Consider the following 15444-nt stretch of genomic DNA (forward strand, 5'->3'; position numbering starts at 1 on the left):
CCTTAGTCTTTTCGCATTAGTCTTTTTCTTGCTTACCTTTGTACTGGTATGAATACGACTGATTTACTGAAAAGAGCCCTCAATTTTGATTTCCTTAGCAAGGAGGAGGGTATTTTTCTATATCATAATGCTTCCACGGCGGATCTGAGCTTCGTAGCAAACGAGCTGCGAAAGATACAGGTGCCCCATGGCAAGGTGACTTGGCAGATCGATCGCAACGTGAATACGACCAATGTGTGCATCGCCAATTGCAAGTTCTGCAATTTTTTCCGTAGACCGGGACATGAAGAAAGTTATATTACCGATATAGACACCTATAAGCGCAAAATAGAAGAAACCATGCAATACGGTGGCGATCAGTTACTCTTGCAAGGTGGCCATCATCCCGACCTAGGACTTTCCTTCTATGCAACGCTTTTTAAGCAGCTGAAAGAATTATATCCCGATATTAAGCTGCATGCCTTGGGACCGCCAGAAATTGCCCATGTGGCCAAGTTGGAAAAAATGTCCCATATAGCCGTATTGAAAGTGCTTAAGGACGCCGGACTGGATTCCTTGCCGGGAGCGGGTGCAGAGATACTGAACGACAGGGTACGCAGGCTTATATCAAAAGGCAAATGTGGCGGCCAAGAGTGGTTGGATGTCATGCGTGCTGCACACAAGATCAATCTGCCGACATCAGCCACCATGATGTTTGGTCATATAGAAACCATCGAAGAGCGCTTCGAACACTTGGTATGGATAAGGGATGTGCAGAGCGAAAAACCGGAGGGGGCTCATGGTTTCATCGCCTTCATACCATGGCCCTTTCAGGATGATGGCACCTTGCTGAAAAGACTACGTGGCATAAGCAATAATGTAACGGGCGAAGAGTATATCCGCATGATTGCCCTTAGCAGGATTATGCTGCCCAACGTCAAGAATATTCAGGCATCGTGGCTCACAGTGGGCAAACGTGTGGGGCAATTGTGCCTGCATGCCGGAGCCAATGATTTCGGTTCCATCATGATTGAGGAAAATGTAGTTTCTGCCGCAGGCGCTCCTCATAGGTTCACCTCCAAAACCATTCAGGATGCCATCAGGGAAGCTGGTTTTGAACCACAGCTTCGGAACCAAAAATACGATTTCAGGGAAATCCCGGCCACTATGGTGGAACAAGTGATTGATTATTAGATGTGTGAGATATGAGACGTGAGATATGAGACACAAGATCGAGGGCTTGAATATCTCAATACTGACGTCTTGATACTAGCTTCTTGATACTTGATACTAAAAAGGACATTGGAAAACCTAGAAGAATATATCGAAGCTTTAATCTTTGCGTCAGAACAGAGCTTGGAGCTATACGACATCAAACAAGTGGTGCGTGAAGCGCTCGAATACGAAATGTCCAACGAGGAAGCGCTGCAGGCGCTAGATCGTATTGCGCAAAAGTACGAACAGGATTACTTTGCCATACAATTGGTAGAGATCAACAATGGTTATCAGTTTCTTACCAAAAGCAAATACCATAAGATTATCAACTACCTACAGGCGCACAAGGCGAAAAAAAAACTCAGTCAATCTGCATTGGAAACACTAGCCATCATTTCCTATCGGCAGCCCATTACCAAGCTTGAAATTGAGCATATTCGAGGTGTAAATTGTGACTATTCGATACAAAAACTACTGGAAAAAGACCTTATTGCCATTATTGGTAAATCTGAAAGTGTAGGAAAGCCCCTGCTATATGGCACTAGCGCACTATTAATGGATTACTTCGGGATAAAAAGTGTGGCAGACCTGCCCAAACTCAAAGACATTGTCAATGAGTCCAATACCATTGGGCAGAATGAAGATGAGAATGCAATTCCAGAACCATAAAGCAGCGACTTTACCATCCAAATGAAGCCGCTGTTTTTTTGTTATTTTATCTTTGAATTTTAAAATTGTTCGTATTTTTACATGAGCAAACAAAACAAAAAACCATAGCTGAATAAGAAAGAATAATGAAAACGCCAAAGAAGACTGATCCAAAAGCGAAAAAGGTTTCTTCATCTAAGAAAACGGGGTTGGGAAAATCAAAACTAGATTCGCCAAAACCCAAAAAGGGGTTTGATGACGACGATGATGATTTTGATTTTGACGATCTCGATAGTTTCGACAATTTTGATGATGATGATTTTGATGATGATGACGACTATTAGTCATTGAGCAAGGTTTTGCCTACCATCATAGACGATACCGATTCAGGTATCGTGCGTTTATTTTTTTCAAGAAAACAGGAGATTTCTAATGAAATCTCCTGTTTTCTTGCACTTTCATGTACTTTTCGGCATGGATCAACCCGCCAATAAATCCTCAATCAAACCTTTCGCCTCTGTATTCAATGGCTCTGCTGGCCTTATAGCTCCCGCACGAGCATACCAATAGTCGGCATTCCAAAGATCGCCTTCCTTTCTGTGCAAATAAGCGTGTATGCGGGCAGCTTTTGTATCTGGCAAATCCTGAATAAGGCCGTGAGCTCTTTCCCAGTTTCCCCTAGCATCCCACCATAAGGCCTGCAGGTAAACGTCCAGTTCCTTAGGCACGGTGTCTTTTGAAAGCAAATCAAGGAATGTTGAATAATCCATCGGCTATCTTTTATTTAGAACCTGTTTAAAATTTTAACGAAATTTTTGTTATACTGATTTTGAATTTTTCTTTGCTATATTTTGATGCTCTTTTGAGCCTATTTTTCACTTCCTGCTCTGGATTTAGCCCGCTAAATCTGCAAACACGAAGCAAAAAATCCTTCTCAAAATAGCTATAAAAATTTTAGCAATAAAATTTAAACAGGCTCTTAAACATCCAACAAACTTCGCTACTTACGATGAAATGATAAATTCGAAATTGAGCTCGTCTAGCCGCTTAAATCCGAAACGTTCGAAAAGCGATTGTGCGCTGTAATTGTCGGCAGTTGTGGTAAGTTGCACGCGTTGGCGACAATTGCGCTTCGCATAAAAAACAACTTCACTCAGCAAAGACTGAGCAACTCCTTGATGGCGCTGCTCTTCCACCGTATAGATGTCATTTACCAGGTAAATTTCCTTTAGTTCCTTTGAAAAGAAAAAAGGCGATATGATGGCAAAGCCTACCAACTTTTCATCGATAAAGGCCAAAAACACTATACACCCTGCCTGCTCCAATCGGCGCTCCAAGAAAAATCGCTCTTCTTCAATTTCTCTATGCGTTCCGGAAACCACTCTATATTCTCCAAACAATTCCGTCAGGGAGTCTAAGTCATTCAACGTTGCCTTGCGAATCTTCATCTAGTTTAAAATCATTCATTCTTTGCCACCAACACCATCGGTATTTAGCCCCACAGCAATCAGTTTAATACCGGATCTGATATTCGGCAATTGTTTATAAATTGGTTTTTTTAAGTGCATAAATATAAAAATAACATTTGGAAAACTCAAGCTGACATACCCGATTAGTTAGATAACAAACAGTATGATTGAGAAAAATCAATAATTGACGGAATCTTGCACCGCAGCAGAATCGGCAGGATGCTTCAACGTAGTATCTTGTGAGCCGGTAGATATTGGCAGATCGCCATCGGGCACCGCATGGTCATTATAATTGTCCTTCGTACCGGAACTTCCGCAGGCAGAAAGGACAAATGCGGCAAACAAAATAAAAAGGTAAGATTTCATAATCTAAATTTTAATTTAAAGTGTCAACGCGCAAACTATCCGAATCGAGCGGAACAAGTGTGGTAGTGTCCTCCACGGGGCCTATCAAGTTAAGCGATGTGTCTGCTACGGGTTCATTTTCCTCAAATTCCTTATTCGGAGTATATGACCTTCCACAGGCACTAACCAACATCGCGGCTACAGCTGAAACAAATAATGCTTTTAATGCTTTCATAATAAATGTAATTTGATGTATAAAAATTTACTTTTCACCAGTTTCTATAGTTACTACAAATTTCCTTCCAATTAGTTTATGAATGAGGCTATTTGGTGCGCTTTTTGTGAGCTATTTAGTTAGTAACAATACAATAAAAACAACAAATACCATGTCTAAATTTTCAGAACTCATAAATGGTGAGAAACCAGTTTTAGTAGATTTTTTTGCCGAGTGGTGCGGACCATGCCAAATGATGAAGCCCATATTGACCCAGGTGAAAAGCCAAATCGGTGATGACGCGAGCATCATAAAGGTGGACATAGATAAAAACCCCTCAGTAGCAACCGCTTATCATGTTCAAAGTGTCCCTACGCTCATCCTTTTCCAAAAAGGACAAGTGAAGTGGAGGCAGAGTGGCGTGATGCAGGCAGCTGATCTGACACGTATCATTAAACAACAAAGCAACGCGAAATAGCAGCAAAAAACAACGATCCTGATAAAATCAGGATTGCCGTCACATGCAGATTTTATACAACTATCTCCGCTTTTTGTACAATGATTTCGCAAGTCTAGCCACCTAATTTTGAAAAACATAATTATTGGTGGAGCCCTATATAATAGGGCAAGCAAAACAATTAACAATTTATTTCAAAATCATCTGCTATGGATCGAACAGTGAAAACATTTTTCAAGGCATTGACATATAGCTTTGTCATAGCCGCAATGTCTTGTCAGGGAGGCAAGTCAAACAACTCCGCTGCTGAAAACGCTACTTTGTTTACGCATGTCAATCTGATTGACGGTAATGGTGAGGTTCAGCGTGATATAAGTATTCTTGTACAAGGTGACAGTATTGCCGATATCGGTCAACAAATCGACAGTAGCGATTACGAGGTAATAGATCTCAATGGAAAGACCATTATGCCTGCACTCATTAGCACGCACGTACACGTAGGCACTATGAAAGGTACCGAAAACAACGCCGATTTTTATACTCGGGACAATATACTTAGTCAATTGAAGAAATATCAAGACTATGGCGTGTTGACCATTTTGGCCATGGGGTCTGACCGTCCCCTATTATTTGACTCTGGCATCAGAGACTCGTCTGTAGCCGGACTACTCCCTGGCGCTAGAATGTACAGCGCTGCCTACGGCTTTGGGGCGGTACAAGGCGGTCCTCCAGCAGCTATGGGCATGAATCAGGTGTTTAGACCTCATACAGAAGCCGAGGTTCCGTCCGAAATGGACAGTTTGGTCAAGTTGAAACCGGAAGTTGTTAAACTTTGGGTGGATGATTTTGGAGGACAATTCCCTAAAATGCCTTCTTCTATCTACAAGGCCATCATAGAGGAAGCGCATAAACACAACTTAAGAGCTGCCTCTCATCTCTATTATTTGTCAGATGCCAAGCAACTGTTGCAAGATGGGGTGGATATCTTTGCCCACAGCGTTCGGGACAATGTAGTAGACGATGAATTGTTGAATTTAATGAAGTCCAAAGGGACTATTTATATCCCTACCTTATCTTTAGATGAGTTTGCCTATATCTATGCCAGAAAGCCAGAATGGCTGGATGACGAATTTTTCAAGGCCTCTCTAGAACCTGGCGTATATGAGATGATTACCTCACAAGCCTACCAAGACAACTTGAAAAATGCTCCTAATTATCAGCAAAACGTCAAGGCATTTGAAACTGCGCTACAAAATCTAAAGAAAATATATGACGCGGGAATTTTAGTTGCCATGGGTACCGATTCTGGCGCTATGCCCATACGGACGCAGGGATTTTCAGAACATTTGGAACTGGAGCTGATGACCCAAGCGGGCTTAAGCCCATTGCAGGCCATCACGGTGGCAACAAAAAACTCCGCCCGAATGCTAGGTATAGACCAGCAATATGGCACCCTGGAAAAGGGTAAAATAGCCGATTTTATCGTTCTTGATGCCAATCCAGAGCAGGACATCAAAAACACCAGAAAAATTGCAGCTGTATACAAAGCTGGAAAGGAAGTAAGTAAGGGACCATTGTCCAATGATTAATTTTTAACGGTCAATACAAGTATCAAAATCGGCTGAAAAGCAAATAACCGACAGCTGATTGCTAACAACAATAAAACAATGGAATATAGATTTTTAGGAAAATCGGGATTACAGGTTCCTGTGATCACCTTTGGTACAGGTACGTTTGGTGGAAGCGGAGACTTCTTTAAGGCGTGGGGAAATACGCAAGTAGATGAAGCGACCAAACTCGTGGAGCTCTGCTTGGAAGCCGGCGTTAATGCCTTTGACACGGCAGACATCTATTCCGATGGGTTATCGGAAGAAATCTTGGGCAAAGCCATCAAGGGCAAAAGGGATCAATTGCTGATCTCGAGCAAAGGCACCTTTCCTATGAGCAGTGCCAAAGAAAATCAGTGGGGTTCCACACGCTATCATTTGACACGTGCTTGCGAAGCTAGCCTGAAACGCTTGGACACAGATCATATAGACATTTATTATATGCACGGGTTTGATGGAAATACCGCTATCGAAGAAACCCTGAGAACCTTAGACGATCTAGTGAGCAGTGGCAAGGTGGGCTATATAGCCTGCTCTAATTTTTCAGGCTGGAGCTTAGCAAAATCATTGGGTATCAGCGAAAAATACGGATGGAACAGCTACGTAGCCCATCAGGTATATTACAGCTTGTTGAACAGGGAATATGAGTGGGAACTGATGCCACTGGGAATAGAGGAAAAGGTAAGTTCGGTCATATGGAGTCCGTTGGCAGGAGGAAGATTGGGAGGTAAATTTCGTCGGAATCAGGCAATAGACAAAACCGGCCGTGTGGCTCAAGGCGGCAGCCCAGTTCCCAGAGAGTCGTTTGCAGAAGAACGTTTATACGATATCGTAGATGTATTGGATGAAATTGCGGCGGAAACCGGCAAAACCGTTGCCCAAATTAGTCTTAACTGGCTGCTACAGCGCCCCACGGTGGCCAGTATCGTGATCGGTGCACGCAATGAGGAACAGTTGAAACAGAATCTCGGTGCCGTGGGGTGGACTTTGAGTGCAGAACAGATAGCCAAACTTGACAATGCCAGTGAAATCGAGCCCATTTATCCTTATTGGCATCAAAGGCAGAACACGACGCTCAATCCGCTGCCTGCATTTCAAAAATAGGACTGTAGCGAACGAAGATAGAAATTCCAATCCTTGCTGGAGAGTCGGCCCCTCCCCTCCTCCATCAGCCAATCCGGGTCATTGGTGAATCACCCGGATTGGCAAAAAATTCTGTTTTAAACCCAACATTATTCCCAATATCATTGTAATTCCAAAAGAAAAGTTAAATTTGGTTTCTCAATCGTTTTAATAAGAATAAGGCTTCCTTCGTTTTTGAAATGTATAAAAACAGTAGGCTGTCCTTTTCCCAAACGGCGATCAGATGCATTGAAAAGCGGATCCATTGATTGTTTCGCACATACAACGCGCATTACCAATTAATTGTATATAAATCATTTTTTTGAATTGACATCACATATGAAACGCACCATTCTCATACTAGACGATGATGAAGACATTTTGTATTTCTGCTCCGTTGTATTTGAAAATCTCGACTTTACCGTTATCTCCTCCAGCCATAGCAAGGACATTATAGCACAAGTAAAGCAGGCCAATCCAGACATCATATTGATAGACAATTGGATACCGGGATTGGGCGGTGTTAAAGCGACACAAGAACTGAAGGCCAATGAAGAACTTCGGAATATACCTGTCATCCTTTTTTCGGCCAACAGCAATTTACCAGCATTGGCCGAGGAGGCCGGAGCAGACGGCTATCTAAAAAAACCCTTTGATCTGGACGAACTTGAATCTACAGCTTTGAAAATGTTAAAAGATTAAATAAAAAAGACTAATTCTTTCTTGCACTTAACGGTACCTATTCCATGCTGCGTAAAATCATTCATATAGACATGGATGCTTTCTATGCTTCAATAGAACAGCGAGACTTTCCACAATATAAAGGGAAGCCCCTGGTGGTAGGCGGATCGCCCACTGGCAGAGGAGTAGTAGCTACCGCCAGCTACGAGGCAAGGCAATATGGGATACACTCTGCCATGTCCGCCAGAAAGGCATTGGATCTTTGCCCACACGCTATTTTTGTGAAACCACGATTTGAGGTATATAAGAAAGTATCTACCCACATCAGGGGCATATTCTCTAGGTTCACGGACTTGATAGAACCTTTATCGTTGGACGAAGCGTACCTTGATGTCACCGACGACAAATTAGCTATAGGGTCTGCCATCGAGATTGCAAGACAAATAAAATTTGCTATAAAGGACGAGCTTAACCTCACGGCATCTGCCGGTATATCCATCAATAAGTTTGTGGCCAAGATCGCCTCGGATCTGCAAAAGCCCGATGGTCTAACATTCATTGGGCCGAGCAAAATCCATGCTTTCATGGAAAGCTTACCGGTCCACAAATTCCATGGTATAGGCAAAGTAACGGCAGCAAAAATGCACGGCATGCAAATCTTCACTGGAGCCGATCTAAAATCTCTAGACAAGGAAAGGTTAAACAAACTGTTCGGTAAGGCCGGCTTATTTTATTATAATATCGTCCGCGGTATAGATAACAGACTGGTTCAACCACATAGACAAACCAAGTCTATAGGTACCGAAGACACGTTCGAAACCGATCTGTCAGAAATGGCAGATATGATACTAGAAATTGAAGCGCTCACGGAAAAAACATGGAAGCGATGTGTCCAAAAGGACCTGTTCGGCAGGACATTGACGCTGAAAATAAAATTTTCGGACTTTAAGCAGATCACTAGAAATAGTTCTCGTACCACAGCTTACGGCTTAAAGGATGAACTGCTTGCCGCCGTGAAGGTTCTCTTGCAAAATGCACCAATAGCCGAAAGAAAGGTAAGGCTGCTGGGCGTCAGTGTTTCCAATTTTTATGATACGATGGAACCAAATGTAGATGCGGGAGGCCAGCTTAAACTTTTTTAAACAAATCCCCTATTTGGTCCATAGTCCATGCGTTTTTGCTACCAAACGCCCAAAGGAACGCACCTGATTGTCTATTTAAACATACACATACCCTACTTTCACTGGCGATACATACAGCTGAAAAATAACAATTTAACCAAAGTGGCAGCCAATTTGCTCTAAGGACAGCAACAAAATTAAATGAAAAACAAATAAGAAAATGAAAAAGTTATTATTATCGGTAACAGCAGCGTTAGTAGCTACGGGTGCATTCGCTCAACAGGAAATGGGATGGGGATTGAAAGCTGGTATCAACTTCCCTAAGTACAATTGGTCAGGAAACAATACAGAGACAAGTAGTACGACCAATTTTCATATAACGGCATTTCTGGACGCGCCCATAGCAGAAAATTGGTTTTACATACAACCAGGTGTTTCCTTGCAAGGCAAAGGTGCTGAGCTATTCAGTAGTGAAATTGGAAATTCCTCGGTAAAGCAGAATACCATGTGGATCGAGGTTCCAGTAAATTTTGTCGCTAAGTTTCCAGTGGCAGAAGCTGGCAGTTTCTTTTTAGGAGCTGGTCCTTACGTAGCTTTCGGCATTTCTGGTAAGAACAAATATGATAGCGACTATGGATCTACAGAAACGGAATTTGATTTTGGCAAAGACGGCACTTTGAAAAGCACCGACTTTGGCCTCAATTTTATCGGTGGCTATGAGTTCAGCAATGGCTTGATGATTCACGGCGGTTATGCCATGGGATTGACAGACATCAGGGGTAGCAACAATGAATATTTCCCAGAGAACAAACTTACAAATAGAGTGTGGACTGTGGGTCTAGGATTTAGGCTATAGAATAAATAGACTGTCTACCTATGGGCGAAAAGGGGGCTTTGGTATTATACCAGCCCCTTTTTACTTAGTTTAAGGGTAATGACATTGTGTCAATTTTACCTTTATTTAAAATTTTATACGCAAATAAAATCTGTTTTACAAAAAATATACCTACCTTTACCAACATTAAAATAATATCATGCAAAAAGGAACAGTAAAATTTTTCAATGAAACCAAAGGTTTCGGATTTATTACACCAGAAAACGGTGGTCAAGAAATCTTCGTTCACTCATCAGGACTCATCGACAACATTCGTGAGAATGATACCGTGAAGTACGATGTAGAACAAGGCCGTAAAGGCCCTAATGCGGTAAATGTAGAAGTAGCTTAATCCCTATAAATAATTATCGTGAAGCATTCTCCTTAATCGGGGAATGCTTTTTTAGTTTATCGGCATAGGTAATCCCTGACTAAATCAATTGGGCAATAAACAGTTTTTTTCAACCTTCACAGAACATACGGGCCAAATGGCAACAAAAAGATGAAGCAATTAAAAATAACAGAATCCATTACCAATCGAGAAAGCAGGTCACTCAGCTTATACCTGACAGAGATAGGCAAGGTGGACTTACTTACGGCCCAGGACGAGGTGATCTTAACGCAAAAAATCAGGCAAGGGGATATTGTTGCTTTAGAGCGGCTCACGAAGGCCAATTTGAGGTTTGTGGTTTCTGTAGCCAAGCAGTATCAGCACCATGGCATGGTGCTGGGAGATCTTATCAACGAGGGGAACGTGGGGCTCATAAAGGCGGCCACACGCTTTGACGAGACTAAAGGCTTCAAGTTTATCTCCTATGCCGTGTGGTGGATTAGGCAAAGTATCATCTCGGCTATAGCCAATCAGTCGCGTTCTATACGAATCCCCATCAATCAGATCGGAAACCTAAGTAAGATAAAAAAAATGCAATCGCAGCTGGAGCAGGAACTCGAGCGAGAACCCAGTCAGGAAGAACTTGCCACCTGTCTAGAAACCACAACGGAAAAGATTGCAACCACGCTAAATTATCAGGGAAGGCCACTATCCTTTGATGCCCCTATGTCCAGTAGCGAAGATGGTACCTTGCTGGAAGTGATACAGAACAACGAGCCGGACACCGACGTATTACTCCTGAAGTCATCTTTAATCACTGAGCTGGAACGCGCCTTATCTATTTTGCCCGATAGGCAACAGGTTATTATAGCCATGCTTTATGGTCTGAAGCAATACGAACAGCATAGCCTGGAAGAAATAGCCTTTAAACTCCAGCTTACAAGGGAGCGCATCAGGCAGCTAAGGGAAAAGGCCTTATATACGCTAAGGCATTCTTCGTTCAGGCCCCTATTAGAAGCGTATTTGTAGCTTTTAAAGTCCTGCTGTGCTGGGAACGGACGCCTCTTTGCATTTGGACTTACCGATTATTTCCTTTATCTTTACGAAAGAAAGAAGGCCCCTATATAGGGGATTTGTCCCCAAAGGACATGAAGTTGATGATGTATTGCGCGTAGTTTATTAAGTGGCACGGAAAACAGATTGACCATTCGCTATTCCAAGAGCCTCTTAGTATTAAAAATTACGGTCATGCAATCAAAGTTAAAATTCACCAATTCAAACCGCTCCACGTTCTTCTCTACGGTACGTGAAAAGGTAGAAGCTTATTTCACGGAAAATGCCTTGCACAAATACGGCAACAAGGCTATGTGGGCAAAGGTAATTCTCTTCATGAGTGCCTTTGTGGTCATTTACTCGCTCATACTTTCCAATCCATTCGGGAATGTCTGGGCGTTAATGTGCCTTGCGCTGTTGCTAGGTGCATGCAATGCATTTATTGGATTTAACATCAGCCACGACGCTCTGCACGGCTCGCTTTCCAAAAAACCGTGGCTCAACAAACTACTGGGATATACATTCCACCTCATCGGGGCAAATCCCTACATTTGGGACAAAACGCACAACCAGGTGCATCACACTTACACCAACATTGCGGGCCACGACGAAGATTTGGACGCTGCAGGGCTCATCAGGCTATCGGACGATGATCCATACAAGAAGATACACCGATTCCAACATCTCTATGCTTTTCCTTTATATGGTTTGGCTTCTCTTAACTGGGTTTTTAGGAAAGATTACCACAAGTTCTATCGGAATATCAATTCCCGCCGGCAAAAACATCCCAAAATAGAGTATTTCAACCTCTATTTCTTCAAGTTTTTGCATCTCTTTCTTTTTCTCTTCTTACCTATTCTGGTGCTCGATATCAGTTGGTGGCAGGTGTTGATCGGCTTTATCGCCATGCATGCAACCGAGGGCTTGGTAATGGGTCTGGTCTTCCAGCTTGCCCATGTAGTGGAAGGCACTGATTTCCCGGAACCCACGGCCGAAGGGCAAATAGAAAACGTATGGGCTGAACACCAAATGCGCACTACGGCCAACTTCTCTTCGAGCAGCAAACTGGCATCTTTCTTCCTCGGTGGGCTCAATAGGCAAATAGAACATCATTTATTTCCCAAAATCTGCCACATCCACTACCCTGCCATTTCAAAGATCATCAAAGCAACAGCACAAGCATATCAACTGCCCTATTTAGAAAACCGCACTTTTTTCAGTGCGTTGCTATCGCATTACCATATTCTAAAGAGTTTTAGCACAGCTAGCTAGTAGGGCAAAAAAAATGCAGGAATAATAATCCTGCATTTTTCACCTTTGATTGTCATCTAAACCTGCGCATCTCGCAGATCGCGGATTTTATCATGCCCTTTCAATTGTTCATCGGCTTGCTTCCTCAAAAGCTCTTGCACCTCGGCAGGAAAACTCGTAGCCTCTGTCAAGGCATCGCGATATGCTTTTTTGCTAGCATCCTCACCCCGCTCGCATTCTTCCAATACAGCCTTTCTATCCTTGCCGGTAAAGGTCGTTTTGATATCAATCCACGCACGGTGCAACTTGCCTGCTGCCGTAGTTCCTTCTTCTGGCAATTCGTGCCCATAGTGAGCCACTGCTTCCGAAAGTTCTTTATTAAATTGCTTCGTCTGAATGACATAATATTCAAACAAGGCTTTTAAATCGGCATCGGTCCACTCGGTATCCTCCAAAGCGGTTTGATAGCCTTTGATCCTGTCATTATTAATCTGGATCAAATCATTGAGCACATCGGCTACTTTTTCTACTGTTTCCATAAGATAGATAGTTAGATAATTTGTATAAAAAAGAACAGGTTATGTAACCAAAGGTTTGAGCAAAATTCAAATAATCAAAATCATTGCAATCTTCAAGTATTAAGTCCTAGTAAACGCCCATTACCGTGCAAAGCAGAAATTTTAAAAAAGAAATTTTAAAAAAAAAACACTTTCGCTGTCGCATTTACGGAGAGCAACTCGTTTCGTTAAAATAAACAAAAGGACAAGATATGGCAGAACATGCCGTTAGTTGTGTCCTTTGCTAAAAAAAACAGAACGATAAACTCCGTGCAGAAACATCGGACTCTTTTTGTTTGAAAATGCATTTAATAGTAAAAGCACTGACAATTACTGGTTTTTGCTTTTTACTTTTTAATAAAGAAGGTTGATTGATGTCCATCGCATCCCCAAATGATGGACAGCCGCCCTGCCCCATGGGGCGGCTTTTTTTATTACACCGAAACACACACAAAAGAAAAATAAAAAATATTTGCATTTACAAAAAATAACCGTACCTTTGCCCACGTTTTAGACAATGTAGTCTAAAATCGTTTTTTAAAATATTTCATGAACCCATTTAGTCAATTGGGACTCCGTCATGATATTGTTAATGCCTTAACAGAAATAGGTTTCGAGAAACCTACCCAGATCCAGGAACAAGCCATTCCTGTACTCCTTTCAGGCAGCAGCGATTTTGTCGGATTAGCCCAAACCGGTACCGGTAAAACCGCAGCATTTGGCCTGCCTTTGTTAGAATTGTTAGACTTTTCGGAAAACTCGCCTCAAGCACTGATTTTGTGCCCAACGCGTGAGCTTTGCCTGCAAATCGCTAACGATCTTAAGAATTTTTCTAGAAACATCAATGATGTAAACATCGTAGCAGTATACGGTGGCGCAAGCATCAGCGATCAATTGCGTCAGATCCGTCGCGGTGTGCAAATTGTAGTTGCCACCCCAGGACGTATGCTGGACATCATTGGTCGTAAAGCGATTGATTTCTCAGGAGTACGTTATGTAGTATTGGACGAAGCCGACGAAATGTTGAACATGGGCTTCCAAGAAGACATTAATGATATTTTGTCCACTACTCCCGACGAGAAGAAAACATGGCTTTTCTCTGCTACCATGCCAGCCGAAGTGCGTCGTATAGCCAAAAACTATATGACAGACCCACATGAGCTGACAGTTGGCACCAAGAACACAGGCAACAGCAATATTGAGCACCATTATTACGTGGTGCGTCCTAGAGACAAGTTTGCCGCATTTAAACGTATCGTAGACATCAATCCAGATATTTTTGGTATTGTGTTCTGCCGTACCAAAATCGAGACGCAAGAAATTGCCGAAGCACTTATCAAAGACGGTTATAATGCCGATGCCCTTCACGGCGACCTTTCGCAACAACAACGCGACAAGGTAATGAAACGCTATCGCGACCGCAGTCTACAATTGTTGATTGCAACCGACGTAGCTGCCAGGGGTATCGATGTAAACGATGTAACGCACGTAATTAATTTCTCTCTTCCAGATGAGATTGAAAATTACACTCACCGAAGCGGACGTACTGCCCGTGCAGGGAAAAAAGGTATTTCCATCGCCTTGGTAACACCAAAAGAAGCTGGAAAAATCCGTCACATCGAACGTGTTATCGGCAAGGAATTTATCAAATCTACAATACCTACAGGTATCGAAGTGTGCGAGAAACAATTGTTCTCTATCATAGATAAGGTAAAATCTGTCGAAGTAAACGAAGAGCAAATCAATCAGTTCTTGCCAAAGATCGAGGAAGCTTTCCAAGATTTCAGCAAGGAAGACGTGATCAAACATCTTGCTTCATTGGAATTCAACCGTTTCTTGAATTACTATAACGGGGCTCAAGATCTGAATTCTAACGAATCTGAAGGTCGTGGTAGAGACCGTGACCGCAGCGATCGTGGTGACCGCGGTTCCAGAGGAGATCGTTATGGTCGTGAAGGTGGAGCACAAGCTGGCTTTTCACGGATATTCGTCAACCTTGGTTCCGTAGACAACTTTGACCGTGGCAGCATGTTGGGCTTTATCTGTGATAATGCTCAAATAAGCGGAAAAGTAGTTGGAAAAATCGATATCAAAGGTGTTTTCTCCTTCTTCGAAGTGGAAAGCGACATGGCAGAGAAAGTTTTCAACAACTTCAAAGACGTGGATTTCAAAGGACGCCAAGTGCGCTTAGAACCCGCTGGCGACCGTGAAGGCGGAAGCGGCGACAGAGGCGGACGTTCTAGAGAAGGAAGACGTGGTGGCCGTGAAAGAGCCTCTGAGCACCAAGGTGGTTTCAGGGACTTTTCCGGAAAACGCCGCGAACGCAGAAGCGAGAAAAAACGCTGGTAGTTATTGAGACATCAGATATGAGACCTAAGATATAAGACGTCGAAAATCGGATGGATAGATAATACAAAAGCCCCGCACCTTAATGGATGCGGGGCTTTGTTTGTTTATATAGCGAAAGGATTCTGCAAAGCCTTAACTTGTATTTACAACTTATTACTTAACCTATATAAC

General features: G+C 42.7%; 18 protein-coding genes. 13 read left to right on the forward strand and 5 right to left on the reverse strand.

Translation table 11 applies throughout. The annotated features are described in order from the left end of the window. The first annotated feature begins 48 nt into the window (after window positions 1-48). From mqnC to A37S_RS0114380, 3 genes are all read left to right on the forward strand, one after another. The gene (gene mqnC / locus A37S_RS0114370; protein ID WP_028297593.1) at window positions 49-1173 is read left to right on the forward strand and encodes a cyclic dehypoxanthinyl futalosine synthase; all 1125 of its coding nucleotides are present in this window, start codon (window positions 49-51) and stop codon (window positions 1171-1173) included. 108 nt (window positions 1174-1281) lie between these two features. Continuing rightward, window positions 1282-1863: an SMC-Scp complex subunit ScpB gene (gene scpB, locus A37S_RS0114375; protein ID WP_028297594.1), complete on the forward strand. Its 582-nt coding sequence runs from the start codon at window positions 1282-1284 to the stop codon at window positions 1861-1863. Between the two features lie 125 nt (window positions 1864-1988). Next, on the forward strand, window positions 1989-2186 hold the full coding sequence (locus A37S_RS0114380) for a hypothetical protein (RefSeq protein ID WP_028297595.1): 198 nt from the start codon (window positions 1989-1991) through the stop codon (window positions 2184-2186). 135 nt (window positions 2187-2321) lie between these two features. Here A37S_RS0114380 and A37S_RS0114385 read toward each other — a convergent pair whose 3' ends face one another. The 4 genes from A37S_RS0114385 to A37S_RS0114405 form a co-directional block, all read right to left on the reverse strand. Beyond that, window positions 2322-2612: a hypothetical protein gene (locus A37S_RS0114385; RefSeq protein ID WP_028297596.1), complete on the reverse strand. Its 291-nt coding sequence runs from the start codon at window positions 2610-2612 to the stop codon at window positions 2322-2324. A 234-nt stretch (window positions 2613-2846) separates the two neighbouring features. Further along, the gene (locus A37S_RS0114390; protein WP_028297597.1) at window positions 2847-3290 is read right to left on the reverse strand and encodes a GNAT family N-acetyltransferase; all 444 of its coding nucleotides are present in this window, start codon (window positions 3288-3290) and stop codon (window positions 2847-2849) included. Window positions 3291-3488: 198 nt separating this feature from the next. Further along, window positions 3489-3677 carry a membrane lipoprotein lipid attachment site-containing protein gene (locus tag A37S_RS0114400; protein WP_028297598.1) on the reverse strand — a complete coding sequence of 63 codons (189 nt, stop codon included), beginning with the start codon at window positions 3675-3677 and terminating at the stop codon, window positions 3489-3491. A 10-nt stretch (window positions 3678-3687) separates the two neighbouring features. Continuing rightward, window positions 3688-3891, reverse strand: a complete 204-nt coding sequence (locus A37S_RS0114405; RefSeq protein WP_028297599.1) for a hypothetical protein — start codon at window positions 3889-3891, stop codon at window positions 3688-3690. Window positions 3892-4042: 151 nt separating this feature from the next. Here A37S_RS0114405 and trxA point away from each other — a divergent pair, with 151 nt between their 5' ends. From trxA to A37S_RS0114460, 9 genes are all read left to right on the forward strand, one after another. Next, window positions 4043-4348, forward strand: a complete 306-nt coding sequence (gene trxA, locus A37S_RS0114410) for a thioredoxin (RefSeq protein ID WP_028297600.1) — start codon at window positions 4043-4045, stop codon at window positions 4346-4348. 188 nt (window positions 4349-4536) lie between these two features. Next, complete coding sequence (locus A37S_RS0114415) at window positions 4537-5916, forward strand: amidohydrolase family protein (protein WP_028297601.1); 1380 nt, start codon at window positions 4537-4539, stop codon at window positions 5914-5916. A 78-nt stretch (window positions 5917-5994) separates the two neighbouring features. Beyond that, window positions 5995-7038: an aldo/keto reductase gene (locus A37S_RS0114420; protein ID WP_028297602.1), complete on the forward strand. Its 1044-nt coding sequence runs from the start codon at window positions 5995-5997 to the stop codon at window positions 7036-7038. Between the two features lie 357 nt (window positions 7039-7395). Next, window positions 7396-7758, forward strand: a complete 363-nt coding sequence (locus A37S_RS0114430) for a response regulator (RefSeq protein WP_028297603.1) — start codon at window positions 7396-7398, stop codon at window positions 7756-7758. Window positions 7759-7802: 44 nt separating this feature from the next. Then, a complete protein-coding gene (gene dinB, locus A37S_RS0114435) occupies window positions 7803-8879 on the forward strand; it encodes a DNA polymerase IV (protein WP_028297604.1) in 1077 nt (358 codons plus the stop codon). A 199-nt stretch (window positions 8880-9078) separates the two neighbouring features. Then, window positions 9079-9714, forward strand: coding sequence for a porin family protein (locus tag A37S_RS0114445; protein ID WP_028297605.1), 636 nt, complete (start codon window positions 9079-9081; stop codon window positions 9712-9714). A gap of 178 nt (window positions 9715-9892) precedes the next feature. Beyond that, the gene (locus A37S_RS0114450) at window positions 9893-10084 is read left to right on the forward strand and encodes a cold-shock protein (RefSeq protein WP_028297606.1); all 192 of its coding nucleotides are present in this window, start codon (window positions 9893-9895) and stop codon (window positions 10082-10084) included. A gap of 150 nt (window positions 10085-10234) precedes the next feature. Further along, entirely contained in the window at window positions 10235-11092 is an 858-nt protein-coding gene (locus A37S_RS0114455; protein ID WP_028297607.1) for a sigma-70 family RNA polymerase sigma factor, read from the forward strand. A 219-nt stretch (window positions 11093-11311) separates the two neighbouring features. Further along, window positions 11312-12388: a fatty acid desaturase family protein gene (locus A37S_RS0114460; protein ID WP_028297608.1), complete on the forward strand. Its 1077-nt coding sequence runs from the start codon at window positions 11312-11314 to the stop codon at window positions 12386-12388. Window positions 12389-12444: 56 nt separating this feature from the next. Here the strand turns inward: A37S_RS0114460 and A37S_RS0114465 are convergent, their stop codons facing one another. Then, the gene (locus tag A37S_RS0114465; protein ID WP_028297609.1) at window positions 12445-12906 is read right to left on the reverse strand and encodes a ferritin-like domain-containing protein; all 462 of its coding nucleotides are present in this window, start codon (window positions 12904-12906) and stop codon (window positions 12445-12447) included. A 567-nt stretch (window positions 12907-13473) separates the two neighbouring features. Here A37S_RS0114465 and A37S_RS0114475 point away from each other — a divergent pair. Beyond that, window positions 13474-15273 carry a DEAD/DEAH box helicase gene (locus tag A37S_RS0114475; RefSeq protein WP_028297611.1) on the forward strand — a complete coding sequence of 600 codons (1800 nt, stop codon included), beginning with the start codon at window positions 13474-13476 and terminating at the stop codon, window positions 15271-15273. The last annotated feature ends 171 nt before the right edge of the window (window positions 15274-15444 follow it).

Source organism: Olivibacter sitiensis DSM 17696, from assembly GCF_000427965.1.
In the GTDB taxonomy this organism is placed as follows: domain Bacteria; phylum Bacteroidota; class Bacteroidia; order Sphingobacteriales; family Sphingobacteriaceae; genus Olivibacter; species Olivibacter sitiensis.